Source organism: Paenibacillus sp. 2KB_22 (assembly GCF_052115745.1).
GTDB lineage: Bacteria > Bacillota > Bacilli > Paenibacillales > Paenibacillaceae > Paenibacillus.
This window is the reverse complement of record NZ_JBFRHG010000001.1, coordinates 2,329,284-2,344,186: the sequence shown is the minus strand read 5'-3', so window position 1 is coordinate 2,344,186 and position 14,903 is coordinate 2,329,284. Positions and strand designations below refer to the sequence as shown.

Annotated in this window: 16 protein-coding genes; 8 read left to right on the top strand and 8 right to left on the bottom strand. The window is 46.8% G+C overall.

Going from position 1 to position 14,903, the window contains the following annotated elements; translation table 11 throughout:
* The first annotated feature begins 23 nt into the window (after positions 1-23).
* The 4 genes from AB4111_RS10420 to AB4111_RS10405 all read left to right on the top strand — a co-directional run bounded on the left by AB4111_RS10420 (position 24) and on the right by AB4111_RS10405 (position 4,925).
* Positions 24-1,439, top strand: coding sequence for an arabinan endo-1,5-alpha-L-arabinosidase (locus AB4111_RS10420; RefSeq protein ID WP_442031621.1), 1,416 nt, complete (start codon positions 24-26; stop codon positions 1,437-1,439).
* A gap of 917 nt (positions 1,440-2,356) precedes the next feature.
* A complete protein-coding gene (locus AB4111_RS10415) occupies positions 2,357-3,337 on the top strand; it encodes a glycoside hydrolase family 43 protein (protein WP_442031444.1) in 981 nt (326 codons plus the stop codon).
* Between the two features lie 192 nt (positions 3,338-3,529).
* Positions 3,530-4,375 (top strand): EcsC family protein, encoded by an 846-nt coding sequence (locus AB4111_RS10410; RefSeq protein WP_442031443.1) that lies wholly within the window; start codon positions 3,530-3,532, stop codon positions 4,373-4,375.
* 61 nt (positions 4,376-4,436) lie between these two features.
* Entirely contained in the window at positions 4,437-4,925 is a 489-nt protein-coding gene (locus AB4111_RS10405) for a prolyl-tRNA synthetase associated domain-containing protein (protein ID WP_442031442.1), read from the top strand.
* 388 nt (positions 4,926-5,313) lie between these two features.
* On the opposite strand, the gene AB4111_RS10400 is transcribed toward AB4111_RS10405, so the two are convergent.
* The gene (locus AB4111_RS10400) at positions 5,314-6,588 is read right to left on the bottom strand and encodes an MFS transporter (RefSeq protein WP_442031441.1); all 1,275 of its coding nucleotides are present in this window, start codon (positions 6,586-6,588) and stop codon (positions 5,314-5,316) included.
* Between the two features lie 210 nt (positions 6,589-6,798).
* Between AB4111_RS10400 and AB4111_RS10395 the strand changes: the two genes are divergently transcribed.
* Positions 6,799-7,011 (top strand): hypothetical protein, encoded by a 213-nt coding sequence (locus tag AB4111_RS10395; RefSeq protein WP_442031440.1) that lies wholly within the window; start codon positions 6,799-6,801, stop codon positions 7,009-7,011.
* A 330-nt stretch (positions 7,012-7,341) separates the two neighbouring features.
* Here the strand turns inward: AB4111_RS10395 and queF are convergent, their stop codons facing one another.
* The 6 genes from queF to AB4111_RS10365 all read right to left on the bottom strand — a co-directional run bounded on the left by queF (position 7,342) and on the right by AB4111_RS10365 (position 11,456).
* On the bottom strand, positions 7,342-7,833 hold the full coding sequence (queF, locus tag AB4111_RS10390; protein WP_017690202.1) for a preQ(1) synthase: 492 nt from the start codon (positions 7,831-7,833) through the stop codon (positions 7,342-7,344).
* Positions 7,834-7,982: 149 nt separating this feature from the next.
* Positions 7,983-8,750, bottom strand: coding sequence for a 7-carboxy-7-deazaguanine synthase QueE (queE, locus tag AB4111_RS10385; RefSeq protein ID WP_442031439.1), 768 nt, complete (start codon positions 8,748-8,750; stop codon positions 7,983-7,985).
* Positions 8,743-9,234 (bottom strand): 6-carboxytetrahydropterin synthase QueD, encoded by a 492-nt coding sequence (gene queD / locus AB4111_RS10380; protein WP_253431357.1) that lies wholly within the window; start codon positions 9,232-9,234, stop codon positions 8,743-8,745. The genes queE and queD overlap by 8 nt, the downstream gene beginning before the upstream one ends.
* Positions 9,231-9,911, bottom strand: coding sequence for a 7-cyano-7-deazaguanine synthase QueC (gene queC, locus AB4111_RS10375; RefSeq protein ID WP_442031620.1), 681 nt, complete (start codon positions 9,909-9,911; stop codon positions 9,231-9,233). The genes queD and queC overlap by 4 nt, the downstream gene beginning before the upstream one ends.
* A 366-nt stretch (positions 9,912-10,277) precedes the next feature.
* Complete coding sequence (locus AB4111_RS10370) at positions 10,278-10,982, bottom strand: AIM24 family protein (RefSeq protein ID WP_253431360.1); 705 nt, start codon at positions 10,980-10,982, stop codon at positions 10,278-10,280.
* Positions 10,983-11,000: 18 nt separating this feature from the next.
* The gene (locus AB4111_RS10365; protein WP_253431362.1) at positions 11,001-11,456 is read right to left on the bottom strand and encodes a hypothetical protein; all 456 of its coding nucleotides are present in this window, start codon (positions 11,454-11,456) and stop codon (positions 11,001-11,003) included.
* A 331-nt stretch (positions 11,457-11,787) separates the two neighbouring features.
* Between AB4111_RS10365 and AB4111_RS10360 the strand changes: the two genes are divergently transcribed.
* From AB4111_RS10360 to AB4111_RS10350, 3 genes are all read left to right on the top strand, one after another.
* A complete protein-coding gene (locus tag AB4111_RS10360; protein WP_442031438.1) occupies positions 11,788-11,955 on the top strand; it encodes a hypothetical protein in 168 nt (55 codons plus the stop codon).
* 207 nt (positions 11,956-12,162) lie between these two features.
* On the top strand, positions 12,163-12,867 hold the full coding sequence (locus tag AB4111_RS10355; protein WP_253431366.1) for a hypothetical protein: 705 nt from the start codon (positions 12,163-12,165) through the stop codon (positions 12,865-12,867).
* Between the two features lie 164 nt (positions 12,868-13,031).
* Positions 13,032-14,003, top strand: coding sequence for a helix-turn-helix transcriptional regulator (locus AB4111_RS10350; RefSeq protein ID WP_442031437.1), 972 nt, complete (start codon positions 13,032-13,034; stop codon positions 14,001-14,003).
* A 57-nt stretch (positions 14,004-14,060) separates the two neighbouring features.
* Here the strand turns inward: AB4111_RS10350 and AB4111_RS10345 are convergent, their stop codons facing one another.
* Positions 14,061-14,732: an exonuclease domain-containing protein gene (locus AB4111_RS10345; protein ID WP_442031436.1), complete on the bottom strand. Its 672-nt coding sequence runs from the start codon at positions 14,730-14,732 to the stop codon at positions 14,061-14,063.
* Positions 14,733-14,903: the final 171 nt, after the last annotated feature.

The window sequence follows — 14,903 nt, the reverse complement described above, 5'->3', positions numbered from 1 at the left end:
CGAAGAGAGGGGTGGTTGCTTCCATGTTGCTGATGATGATTGTTGGAGCTACGGGTTGTTCTGGAGCAGGAGAAACGGTGTCCCGTCCGGTCTTTCCTGAAGCTCCTCAAGATACGCTGTTGTATAACACCTCCATATTGGATGACGAATCCCGTTGGACGGTAAACAATGCGCATGATCCAGCCATTATCAAAACAAACCAGGGTTACTACGTCTATTCCACAGACGTTCGTGTAGCGGGAGAACCGAAACCCGGCGTCATGGTACGCAAATCGGATGATCTGATCCACTGGACATGGGTAGGCCAGGCTCTGCCAGGCATTCCGCAAGAAGCGCTGGATTGGACAGGTGCAGTGAACCTGTGGGCACCGGATGTGATTCAGGCTGGTGACACCTATCGGATGTACTATTCGGCATCCAGTTTCGGTAGTACCCAGTCGGCCATCGGTCTTCAGACATCGTCATCTCCCGAAGGGCCATGGACAGATGAAGGACTGGTTGTGAAAACCCTTGCGAATGAACAGGATAAACTGAATGCCATTGATGCCAATCCCATTGTGGATGCCGAGGGCAATTCGTGGATGGTATATGGTTCGTTTTTTGATGGCATCTATATTGCCCCACTCGATCCGGATACCGGAAAATTCAAGGACGAGGGTTATGGTACCCGCATTGCTGCACGGGATCGTGCAACCGAAGAGGGTGCAGTCGAAGGTCCATACATTGTGTATAACCCGGAGTTCAAAAAGTATTATCTGTTCGTCTCCTATGATTCCTTATTTGAAGATTATAACGTACGGGTTGCGCGTGCCGATTCAATCACAGGACCGTACACGGACATGAATGGCATGAACATGCTGGATACAGAACATCTGCCTCAATATGAGATCGGCACCAAAATTCTGGGGGGTTATCGCTTCACAGAAGGTGAGGGCTGGGTAGCGCCCGGACATAACTCCGTTTTGAAGGACGGAGACGATTATTATATCGTGCATCATGCTCGGGGTGAGACGGATAAAAACTGGCCATATCTGCATGTACGCAAAATGTTATGGACGAAGGACGGCTGGCCTGTGGTTTCACCTGAACGGTACGCCGGTGAGACAGCACAGGATATACCGAAGTCCATGATTGCCGGGGAGTGGGAAGGCATGGCACTTGATCCGTCCGTGGACGGGCAGATACAGGCGGTGCCTTATACCCTAACAAGCAACGGTAAAATTAAAAGCGAAAACGGTTCTGGAACCTGGACGTTTGATGGCCAACAAACACTGACATTGAAGTGGAAAGAAAGCCCATGGGGCGGAGCTTCCACAGAAGAGCTGAAGCTGCTCCCGTCATGGGACTGGGAGCGAAGCCAGCCTGCGCTGGTGTTAACAGGCTTCGATGACCACGGCGTAGCGGTCTGGGGCAAGCAGATTAGCGCAGCTGAAGAGTAAGGGGAGCGACCAGCGAGCGCGAAAGAGCGAGCTGCTGCGCCGAGGATGCACAAGCAGTGAGGGGGAGGAAGGAGCCGCAGGAGCGAGTTTGGCATCCGATTTCAACCGCCAGAAGCGGTGGAAAAAGAAATTGGAGGACAAGAGAGCACCAAGGCCCTGCTGCCCCCGAACGTCCGCTGTGTATGCCAAAGTTTTCCTGTTAAGGCGCGTTAACGCCAAGGTATTACTGCCTTTAGCCACTCAAGATACATCTGACTGGCCTGTATTTACGGCCAAACATGTAATAAATATGGGGAGAGTTGACCTTGCGAAGCGGTCAACCCCATTAGACCGAGCCAACAAAAAGGCTCGAAGTGAGGTTGTGTAACCCAGCGAGCGCGAAAAGAGCGAGCTGCTGCGCCGAGGATGCACAAGCAGTGAGGGGGAGGAAGGAGCCGCAGGAGCGAGTTTGGCATCCGATTTCAACCGCCAGAAGCGGTGGAAAAAGAAATTGGAGGACAAGAGAGCACCAAGGCCCTACCACCCCCGAACGTCCGCTATGCAGTAAAAGCTGGCCTATAGCTCTGCGGCCAGCTCTGTATACATGGGGAGAGTTAACCCTGCAAAGCGGTCAACCCCATTAGATCGAGCCAATATAAGGCTCGAAGTGAGGTTGTGTAACTCAGCGAACGCGAAAAGAGCCGAGCTGCTGAACCAAAGGTGCACAAGCAGTGAGGGGGAGGAAGGAGCCGCAGGAGTGAGTTTGGTATCCGATTTCAACCGCCAGGAGCGGTGAAAAAAGAAATCGGAGGACAAGAGAGCACCAAGGCCCTACCACCCCCGAACGTCCGCTGTGCACCATGTCTTGCCTGTTCTTTTCTCGTATGCGTTACATCCCCAACTTCGAGCCAAACAACATTTGAAAGGGGAGCATTCCCATGACTGATTCTATTACCTTTACTAATCCCATTCTGGAGCAACGTGCTGATCCGTGGGTCTACCGTCATACAGACGGCTACTATTATTTTTCCGCTTCCGTACCAGCCTTTGACCGGATCGAGATCCGACGAGCAAAGACTTTGGAAGAGTTAAGAGATGCTGAGCCGGTAACGGCTTGGACCAAGCGTGATAAGGGGCCGATGAGTGCCAACATCTGGGCACCGGAGATTCATTTTATCGATGGCAAATGGTACATACATTACGCTGCGGCTCACACCAGTGAGACCAACGAAGGCCTGTTCGATCATCGGATGTATGTTCTGGAGAACGATTCCGAGAATCCACTCGAAGGAGAGTGGGTTGAAAAGGGACAGATTTACACACGGTGGGAATCATTCGCACTGGATGCAACGACCTTTGAACATAAGGGAATCCGCTATCTGGTCTGGGCACAGAAAGATCCTGATATTGTAGGTAACTCGAACCTGTACATTGCCGAAATGGAAAACCCGTGGACGCTACGCGGCGAACAGGTCATGATCTCTACACCGGAGTATGATTGGGAAATCATCGGCTTTAAAGTGAACGAAGGCCCAGCGGTGATGCATCGCAATGGACGGTTATTCATTGGATACTCGGCGAGCGCGACCGATTACAATTATTGTATGGGTTTGCTCACCGCAGATGAAGATGCCAACCTGCTTGATCCGGCGAGTTGGGTGAAGTCACCCAAGCCGGTGTTCCAGACCTGTGAAGCGAATGGGCAGTATGGTCCGGGCCATAACAGCTTTACCGTGTCACCGGATGGCAAGACGGATATCTTGATCTATCATGCGCGTAATTACAAAGATATCGAGGGCGATCCGTTGTATGATCCAAACCGTCACGCCCGTGCTCAAGTGATTCGCTGGCGTGAAGATGGCACACCTGATTTTGGTATTCCGGTACCGGATGGGAAAGCAGTAGCAGAAGCGAAATAAGATGTAGTGCACCTTAATACGAGAGTCCTTAATTAGCGAATGGTGCTGATTAGGGACTCTTTCGTATGTAAACGATAAGAAAGAGCAGTCTGCGTATCGATGTCTTGATATAAAACAAAGCAACCACAACGATAATTTCTGCGTATGAAAAAGATACAGATTACAATGAACAACCTATTAGGAGGATCATATATGGATTCACGCGAGACATTGGACCAGGAACTGGAACAGATTTTGAAATGGGAAAAACAACAGAAGGACTTGTTTATATGGGATAAAATTGGGCGTTTGCCCTTTGCGATGTTGGATAAAGTGATGCCTAAAGCGTTAAAACAGAAGATTGGGGATTCCCTGAACGACGTCGGGCAGTATGTGCAAAATGGGGGCAAGTTCCTCGTACAGAAGAAAAAAGTAGCCAAGCTGCTGCAAGAGGAAGCCGAGAAGTCCGGTTATTCCATGATAGATACGACCTATCGTCTGGAGCAGGAAGCTGAAGCGGAGGGGACAGCGAAGATTCATAGTGTGGAGAATCTGCCACTTCAAGTGCTGGACCAGGTGGCTGATAACATTACCGAGAGCCGAACCAAATTTGCTGCGGCGCAGGGAGCAGCTACAGGGTTTGGTGGCATTGTAACTATTGCAGCAGATATTCCCATGGTGATGGGGCTTTCTCTGAAAGTACTGCAAGAGATGGCACTATGTTACGGCTATGATCCAGACGAACCGCTGGAGCGTATCTTTATCGTCAAATGTCTGCAATTCTCTTCCGCCGATATTGTAGGCAAGAAAGCGATTATTGAAGAACTGGCCGCTTACGACGATCCGGACAAGCCTATTGAAGTGGTATCACAGATGCAGGGCTGGCGAGAAGTATTTAACTCCTACAGTGAATCTTTTGGCTGGAAGAAGCTGTTCCAACTCGTGCCGATTGCCGGCATGGTGTTTGGTTCCGTGAGTAACAAAAATACGATCCGTGATGTAGCTGAAGCAGGTAAAATGCTGTACAAAAAACGTCTGATCCTTCAGCGCTTGAAGTAATAAATATTAGAGAAGAAGTAATATTACAGAAGAATACTTCATTGAAAGAGATGAATTTGACATGTTAAACAAACAGGGTTTCTATGATCTTTTAAATCGCAATAATATCGTTTACGAGAGTGTTGAACATCCCGCAGTATATACGATGGAGGAAATATTCTCTTATCAGATTCCACATACAGAACATATCGTTAAAAATCTGTTTCTGCGTGATGACAAGAAGCGCAACTATTATCTGGTGACGATTGCTGGAACGAAGTCAGTTGATTTGAGAAGTTTAAGCGAGAAGATACCTAGCCGCAAACTAAGTTTTGCCAGCGAAAAGGATTTATTGGAATTCCTCGGATTGGAAAAGGGCCATGTAAATCCAATGGGGGTTTTCAATAACATACAGAAAAACGTGACCGTTGTCTTTGACAAGGATATAGTTGGTCAGAAAATCGGAATTCATCCCATGGAAAATACGGCGACGGTATTCCTTGAGTTTGAAGATGTGAAGGAACTTATTTTAGCTCAAGGTAGTAGCGTTGTCATGTGTGACGTGGAATAAAACGTTTGAAGCTTAATGAGGGGAAAAACAATTATAGAAAAAGGGTTCCTGCCAGTCTGTGCATACAGAGTCGGCAAGAACCCCTTTTGTTATGGTTCAAACTTTTTATTTAACTGCAAATGTAGGTGACGAAGTGATATCTAACGAACTCAGCAGACACTATTTGGCGATAATTCACTCATCCTGATTTCTAAAGAATCTCAGACACGTTATTTACTCATTTCACACGCATATTCCAAGGTTTTCGGCCTTTTACTCGGAGAAAGCGTTGCTCAGATTCTTTAGGTTACGAAAACGGCAGTATTCGTTCAAATAAGAACTGTCAGGTTCGTTAGCGCAGCATAAAATCGTATAAATGGCATGATGCCACGTGTAAGTGAAGTATTCCTTATTCTTCGCTACCGTTTTCTTTGGCCCAGATATTCAGTAATTTATCGGATGGAAGCAAAAATGTGAAGATCCCGAGCAGGGGCAGGAAGCTGCACATCTGCATCACAGGTGATACACCAAAAACGTCAATCCAGTTCCCTAGCACGAGTGCACCCAGGCCCCCCATACCAAATGCCAGACCTGTGATCAGACCGGAAACCGTTCCGATTTTGCCCGGAATCAGCATTTGCGCATATACCACCGTAACCGAGAAGCTCGATAACATGATAAAACCAATAATGGTTAGCAGTACACCTGTCCAGAACAGATTCGCATAAGGTAACAACAGAGCAAGTGGAGCAGCTCCGGCCATGGACAGGAAGATCAGATTACGTTTGCCGAATCGATCCGCAAGAGGTCCTCCGAAGAACGTACCGAGTGCTCCCGCAGCCAGGAATAGGAAGATATAGATCTGCGCATCCTCTGTGGATAATGCAAAAGTATCTTTCAGATTAAACGCGTAGAAGCTGCCAATGGAAGCGATATACCAGGAACGAACAAAGACAAGCAAGATCAATAGCGTAATGGCTGCAGTAATCTTTTTACGTAAAGCAGGATTGGGTGCACGACGGGCAGCAGCCTGTCTACGCAGGTATCCTCCAGATTGCAGCATGCGGCCATACCAACGGGCTATATAGATCTGAACGGCAATTCCCATGGCAGCAATGCCTGTAAATCCAATGGCACCGAACAGTCCGAACGGGATAAAGATCCAGCGTGTAAGCAATGGGGCAAGGGATTGCCCGGCGTTACCGCCGACCTGGAAGATGGACTGTGCCAGTCCACGACGCTGACCGGCAGCCATATGGGATACCCGCGAACCTTCCGGATGGAAAGCGGCAGAACCCAGACCGACAAAGATAACGGATATCAGGACAGCCATATAACTGTCAGCGAAGGCCAACAGCAACATGCCGGTAAATGTAAAACCCATGCCAATGGGCAGGATAGATGGTGTCGGTTTTTTATCAGCAAACCAGCCTACGACAGGCTGCATAATGGATGCGGTAAAGTTGATTGCAAAAGAAATCCATCCGATCTGAGTATACGTGAGATGCATCGAGTCTTTCAGAATCGGGAAGATGGCTGGAATGACCGACTGGATCGAATCATTGAACAGATGAACCAGACTAATCGCAATAAGTATCCGGTAAACGGTGCTTTGGGCATCCAATCCGGGTGGGGCTTTCGAACGCGCTGTGGCGTCCTTGGTTAATGAGTTTTGTGTAGACATGTACAATTCTCCTTTGGTCGCGGTCACGAGGGATCAGCGCCTGATGTTGTATTCTATGCATGTAAGCATATTGTTACATAATAGGATAGATTGATTGGGCCGACAAGGGGAACAAGAGAAAACGTACATTTACAAAAGAAATGTATTACTTTAGCCTTTATATTAAGAAATCCCATATTTAAGCGTGAAAAGGAAAGGAGAGGGACGAAAATGAAATCCTTATCGCCTTATGAATCAGCTCAACGTGAACTGGTGATGACCATTTTATATATGGCTGTAATCACGTTTCAGGCTATCTATGTTGCATCGAAATCTCTATCTGCTGCTATCGTCATATTTATCATTTTTCAATCGATTGGTGTGCTGATGTTGAGACATTACATTAAAAAATTAAAAAAACTGAAGGACGATCAGTCTACTTGAAAGTGTCTCCAAGCTTAGGATTGAGACACTGAGGTTCTACAGATTTATACTAAAAAGCCGAACTTCTTAAGCTATATAAGCTGAATTAATAATTTACACGATAACGGAGAGGACAGAAAAAACCTGAAAAAGCGAAGCGTTCGCCTTTATCCCCGGATTTTCCCCTTATAAGAAAGGGAATGGAAAAAAATCTGGGGATAACAGCGATTGGAAGGTTGTTCTGTCAGCGTAGTGTCAGTGTAAATAATCTTTAGTTCAACTTATATAGCAGAATTCGGCTTTTGGCGTTCTATGATTCTATTTTATACAGATTGCATGAACCTGACTACTTTAACGATTATCAATCGTCTCCGGATACATATCATGATTCATCATACGGTGGTCGGCCATCTGCTCGTACTTGGTTCCCGGCTTACCATAGTTTGTATAAGGGTCAATGGAAATACCACCACGCGGTGTGAATTTGCCCCATACTTCGATGTAGCGCGGGTCCATCAGCTTGATCAGGTCGTTCATGATGATATTCACACAATCCTCGTGGAAATCACCATGGTTGCGGAAGCTGAACAGGTACAACTTGAGTGATTTGCTCTCCACCATTTTGATATCAGGAATGTAGCTAATATAGATCGTTGCAAAGTCTGGCTGACCCGTAATCGGGCACAGGCTGGTGAACTCCGGACAGTTGAATTTCACAAAATAATCACGGTACGGATGTTTGTTATCAAAGCTCTCCAGAATGCCCGGATCATATTCAAACGTATATTTTACGTTCTGGTTGCCCAGCAACGTCACATCTTGCATCTCATCAGGTTGTCTCATCGGTTATTAAACGCTCCTTGTTTCCGTCAAAGCCCGAAGCTTCGCGGTATATATGAATAGGCCATTTTGCCTGTTGAATTCACTTCATTGTCTGAGGACATTTCGTTCTCATCCGTACATCATGCCGCCCATTTCACCCATAATGCCCATTAGACGCCGCGTTTGTTGCCCCATACCAACGTATGAAGCTGTGGAAGCACACGAACCTCATTCAGGTCATCAGATGCACTGACTTGGTCGATCAACCACTCATAACGAGCTAGCAGCGAGGAGGCCAGATCTGGCGTATCGGCGGAAGTCACATCCGGGTTCCCGGTTTGTAAAAATAGATCCGTGCCCGGATATCGTGCATGCACACGGCGGGCATAGTCCAGGTCTGTCTCATCGAAGATTACGATCTTCAGACTATGACTTCGTTCTACCGGGCCAGCGGCCAACCGTCCGATCAGATCATCCAGCACGGCCCAATCGGTGTCCATGCCGGAGCTGGGTGGCTTGGGCGAGACGGTGACTTCGTCAATGTCCGTCAGCCAAGGTTGCCAGCGGGAGCCCTGCGTCTCCACCGCGGTGCGGATGCCGTTCTCCCGCAGCAGGGCAACCAATCCGCCCAGCGAAGCGAGCAGGGCGGGATTACCGCCAGAGATGGTGACATGGGAGAAACGTGTGCCGCCAATGCGGCGCAATTCATCCCATACGCCCTCCGGCGTAATCATCTGAATCTGGTCCTTGCCACTGCCGTCCCAGGTAAAGGCCGAGTCGCACCAGGAGCAGCGATAGTCGCAGCCCGCGGTGCGAACAAACATCGTTTTTTGCCCGATGACCATGCCTTCGCCTTGAACCGTCGGGCCAAAAATCTCCATCACAGGGATGCGAGCCTCTTGGTTGCGTTCACGCGAAGGACTCTGAACACTACTCATCGATCATCCACTCCCGTCTCGCTTCCGCGTAACTGGTTGGTGTCTCGAAGAGCCTTACAAACTCTGTCCGTCCGCCGTCTGTCAGCCCGGCATAGGGCTCCGTCTGGAGCGCGTTTTCCATCTGTTCGAACAGCCACACGACCATATTTTCAGCCGTTGTATTCATTAAAGGAAGTGTCTCGTTGAGGTACTGATGATCTAGATAGCCCTCAATCTGAGTTTTCCATATATCTTTGATATGTCCAAAATCAACCGTCAGCCCGGTTTCACCCGGATAACCGCTGATGCCAAATATCACTTTATACGTATGACCGTGCAAGTTTTTGCACTTGCCTTCATAACAATGCAGATGATGTGCAGCGTCAAAGGTGAATTCTTTGCTTACAAGCACACGTTTGCGGTGATAGCGCAGCTGGGTGGGTAGAATATCTTCACCGATGCGTTGCAGATGTTCCACAATACGGAATGTTCCCGGCTCTCTCATCGTACATCTACTCCCGCCGATTCAGCAGCAGTACGTTGCTGTACATAACGATCCAGTCCGGCTTTGCGCAGTTTGCAAGCAGGGCATTCTCCGCATCCATCGCCAATCACGCCGTTATAACAGGTCAGGGTACGCTCACGGACATATTCAAAGGCACCGAGATCATCTGCCATCTTCCACGTTTGGGCTTTGTCCAGCCACATGAGCGGCGTATGAATGACAAATGGATAGTCCATCGACAGATTAAGTGTCACATTCATCGACTTTACAAATGAATCCCGGCAATCCGGATATCCGCTGAAATCCGTCTCGCATACACCTGTAACCAGGTGACGAGCTCCTTTTTGTTTGGCCATAATGGCTGCAAAACTGAGGAACAGCAGATTCCGTCCATCCACAAATGTACTTGGCAGTTCGCCATCTTCATGTGTGATTTCCACATCCGTGCGAGTGAGGGCATTGGGTGCAAGCTGGTTTAACAGGCTCATATCGAGTACGGTTTGCTGTACGCCCAGATCACGAGCAATCTCGGATGCACATTCAATCTCCAGCTTGTGGCGCTGACCGTAATCAAACGTAACGACCTCGACTTCGGCAAACTGTTGTTTTGCCCAGAACAGACACGTGGTACTATCCTGACCGCCGCTGAATACAACGACTGCTTTTTCTTCGTTCAACATAAAAAAACCTCTCTATCTTCTTGAGATCAAACCATGCGCGTAGGCATAGAGTGTCGGAAGAACAGAGAAGTTCATGAACTGGCATCCATCAAAAAACACACCTTCTCGATAACCGCTTCAAAAAAGCAGCCTTGAGCAAGTGTCCTTAGTTTTTTACGTACATTACGTTAAGTAATGTGTACGCAAGACTTATACTGACCATCACATGGTCAAGTCTTATAGAGGGAGTTCGCGAACCTCTCCCATGCCATCGGCATGGATTTTCTTCTTCAATTGTCTGAACCATTATAACATGAAACCGCGTGGTGACCACCCCACTGGAGCATAGTGCCAGATAATAGGTCGGCTACATCAACTAACAGCTTATTTGATCAGTACATTACCAAAAGGGATAACTTCTTTCAGAATTCGTTTGAACAGTCCTTCATCGTTGAGATCCTGTTCCAAGCGGCGATTCTCACGTCCAGCCTGAAAGAGTACAGATCCATGTCCTGTCATCTTCCAATGATAATTCATATGCTGACTTGCAAGGTTGTTACCATATACTGTGAGTTCCAGATGTGCATTTTCAGGATAGGCAATGATGCTGCCGGCATCCACATACAGCGGTGCTGTTGGGTGAAGTTCCTGTTGGCAGACCTGGCCTTGAGTGAGCAATCCGATTTTACCTTTGCCAGAAAATTTCATTTTCACTGCATCACGGGTAATCAGCATATTTTTGATTTTCTGAATTTTGGTATGCATGGTTACACCATCCGAGTAGAAGAACAGGTGGCGGAAGTCATAGAGCAGATCACTGTCCTCCGTGAGCTCCACTTCCTTCATAGTGAATCCGGGAGGCAGGGCAGCCACAAATTGGCAAGGTCCGGTAATTTCGGATTTAATCAGCTTTTTTTTGCGATATATGCCCGTGATATTCATGAATTTATCATTGCGGCTCCCACTTGGACCGCGGAAGGCCACTATTTGCTGTGGATGCAAGATATGAAGGCGGTCATCTTTAATCAGTGAAAATGTGACGACTTGTCCAGCTCCGCCTGCTTCAGCATTGTTCAGGTGTATGTTCATGCAGTTGCTCCTGTTCTTTTATACTCGGCCTGAACGGCGACGCATTCCCCAACGCATCACACGAATCAGAACAAAGTAACCCAATATGAGAGAAACGACCGTGATGATCATCGTCTGAATTCGTTTGCTGGCAGCCGCTTTGGCATTCTGGTCATCTTGCAATTTACTTACCATTTCAGTAAGTTTCTGGTTCTGAGCCAGTAGCTGTTCGTTCTGGGTCTTAAATGCTTCGACATTCGCCTGGGCTTGTCCCAACTGAGCGGACGTTTGATTTAATTGCTCCATCGTTTGTTTATAACTTTCCTGCAGAGCGTTCACTTCTCCAGGCAGTTCGGAGACTCGTTCCCAGCCGCTGTATATATCCGTAAAAATATTGGCACTGGCTGCACTTACTGTCGAAGCGATCGAAACGGTAAATAGAATGCATGTGGTGAATAACACCCGAATGAAATAACCCTGAATGGATTTTGGCATCGTTAACACCTCTTTCTTCGGTTAGTTCGATCAATCGCCGAAATCGTCGTCTATTGTTGAAATACGGCTCTTACATTATACGTCAAAATCGGGACGATGGGTTCAAGATGATATCGTTTTATTACCCGAAATATTTAAAATGATTTAGGAACAGGGCTGTTTAGCATATAAATCTGTGGGGTAATAGAACGATAGGCAAGCACACCGGACCGTTTTAACAGAACTTTTACTTCAGTTCCGGGTGCATGCTATTCACAAATACGCAATTTAATGAACGATACCAATATATCCGATTGAATATAAGATCGTGAACATGAAGGAGTAAAAACATATGTATACAACAGATCAGAACCCATCAACCAAAACAATCATGATCACTGTTAACGGAGAGCCAGTAGGGCGTAAGCTGGTCATTGACAGTGTCACCTATGCTCCAGTAACCAAAGCGGATGGCACACAATATTTACACAAAATGGGAATTAGTCATCCTACTGTTTGATTTGGGACTTGTCATAGATAAGTGATTGAAAAGCTTGGCATAGCGCCAGGCTTTTTCGTCGTTTATTGTCGTATTCAGGCGGATTTGGGGAGGAGAAACTAATATATTGGAAAAATTTAATGAGAACATGTGTTCCGTGACAATATAGTGTCCATTCACCCTGATAACTTAGAAGATAATACACATAAATCGGGGGAGAGACTACCAGTGAACTCAGTCTTTGAAGTATCTTATTCGTGGAATAAAGAGGCCATACCGACAGGGGGAGCCGACCCCGTATATATGATGGTAGAGTGGCGTAACGGTGCCCCTGCCAAAAGACTTAGGAAAATAGCACCCAAAATTGTATCAAGAGATTTGGAACTTTTGCTCAAACCGGAATATGGGGTACAACTCAAAGGGATCTATGGATGTCGCTCCAAAGAAACGGATATTGGTTGGTTACTTAGGCTTGGTGATGTGTACAAAGGGGAGAGCAAACAAATTTTGCTTGAATTCGTCATGGGACCCCATGTATCTGGAAAAGCAGCGGTATGTTCAGCCTACTGGAGTACAAGGAAGTTGAAGCAAAGTCAACGCGTATTGTTACGGAGAGAGCAGTTGTATATTCAGTACACCAGTCATCTCGGCATGCTGCGACAGCCGGAAGATCCGAAGGTGGAAAAGACCATCAAGTTAAATGAAACCGTACCACTGATTAAGCAAGCCTTGCGTGCTTATGAAAGAGGCCGGGTTCAAGAGGGGAGTCATATGTTGCGTCGCCATGCAGATGCTCTGTTAATTGAAGCTGCGCGCAAGCAGGATCTGGATTATTACACAGAAGCCGAGATCGTCGAGAAGCTACGGTATCATTACGAAATCACGTTTACGACCGCGTATCATAATCGTGAAAAAACTATGTTAGGTGAATAAGATTGAGTTCTGGTGGTAAGGGTAGGAGAGAGGACGTTTCTACATATATTTATTATGAAGGTGAAGTTCAGCAATAAGTCGAATGTACTAAACAACACATAATCATAAAAATGGATGGAGTTGTACTGAATTTATTGAAACAACATCGTGGAGGGTCCGGCAAAATGACAGACCGACTAATCCGATTAATGCGCATTATCACGCTGGTACAAGCCAAGCCGGGCATTCTGGCTCGTGAGCTTGCCCAGCGATGCGAGACGACGGAAAGGACGATATACCGTGACATGGAGGCCCTCAGTGCAATGCATATCCCGATCGCCAATATGGGACACGGACAAGGGTACATGTTTATCAGCCATTTTGCCATGTATCCGCTTAATTGGACTGATGAAGAAGCCCAGGCTTTCATGCATCTTGCTGAAGTTATGGAGAATATTCGTCCTTTGCTGAAACCTGCTTTTGAGAGCGCCTATGAGAAAGTGGTTGCTGCGAGTCAGAAAAACAAAACAGAACGCGTGGAATGGTCGGAACAAATTAGTGGATTATTCAAATTGGGATTGCCCGCATGGCACAATGAAAACAACGATTCACAGAATCAATCCCTGATTGCCTTGTTTCAGGCTGGCATTTCACAGAACACCATTGAAGGGGAGTATCTGTCTCAAGGTAAAAAAGGGATTGTACGCATAGATCCTTACTGTCTTATCCCGCAAGAATACAGATTTGAGCTGTTAGGGTATTGTCACCTGTCCGAGAAACTCCGAGTATTTCAGGTAAGCCGGTTGCAAAGGATACGGATATTGCCACGTACGTTTCGCAAAGAGGATTATCTGATACAATCACATTTCCGCATTCCTTTGGCATACGAGGGAAGTACGGAGTGGACTGCGTTCAAAATTCGATTTGCACCCCATGCTGTAGAGCGTGTGATGCAGGAGCAATTCTATATACGCCCCATCTTAACCATAGAACCGGAAGGTAGCCTGTTATATGAAGCCATATTAATTGATGCTGAGGAATTTATCGAATGGATTTCTAAATATGGACCTGATGCGGAAATTCTCGAGCCTGAGATCTGCCGCATCAAGATGAAAGAACGCCTGAACCGTTGGCAACAAATGTACAATAGAAGTTGAGACTAGAATGCCATCTATCCTAACGCAAAACACGATTAGATGCCGTGCTGTGGACGACTACTCTTTGGTTTTGAAAAGGTTTGCCAGATTGCCGAATGGGGATTCTTTCTCTTCGTCTTCTGTAGAGCTGGAATAGACAACCTTGGATGTAATGCCTTCATCATCGGCTGCACAGTTGTTTTCCAGCGTGAATCGGTCGAATTGATGCATAAATACCTTGGCTGTATTAATGGCATCATCCAATGCGCGGTGCTGGGTACCATCGAATTCAATGCCACAGATTTCAAGAGCCTGAGCGAGACCGAGTTGACGGAACTTGCCTTCTTTGCGAACGGTGCGCGACCATTGTTGCTGGAGATCGTTATGATTGGTGATCCAGGCCACATCAAGTTGATGGGTGCGACAATGAGAGATCAATTTGCTGCGGTCATCGGGTCCCCAGGAACACATGTAATAGGGGTCACTTCCCATCCAGGCAATGAATTGGTTCAATGCTTCCGGAAAAAGTGGGGCTGCATCAATATCTTTCTGCGTGATACCTGTAAATTGAATCGTGTCAGTGGACAGAACAGACTTGTTCGAAGGACGAACATACGTATGGAACGTATCCGTTACGGCCAACCCATCCCCACTTTCCGTAACTTTGACGGCACCGATATCAATAATTTCAGAAGAATAGCGAGTATTGCGGCTTACCGTGAATTCAAGATCATATATGATATATGGCATAGGACAAGCTCCTTTATCAATTAATACCTGTGGTAGATTTCTATTTCTCTATATTACAGGGAACGTGCTGCCATGTCAGCCATCGCTACCGAATTCATTGTACTTTATGTTAACACGGTATGTTGACAATTACTTGTAAATGCACTAATGTGATCAAAAATGATAACAGCG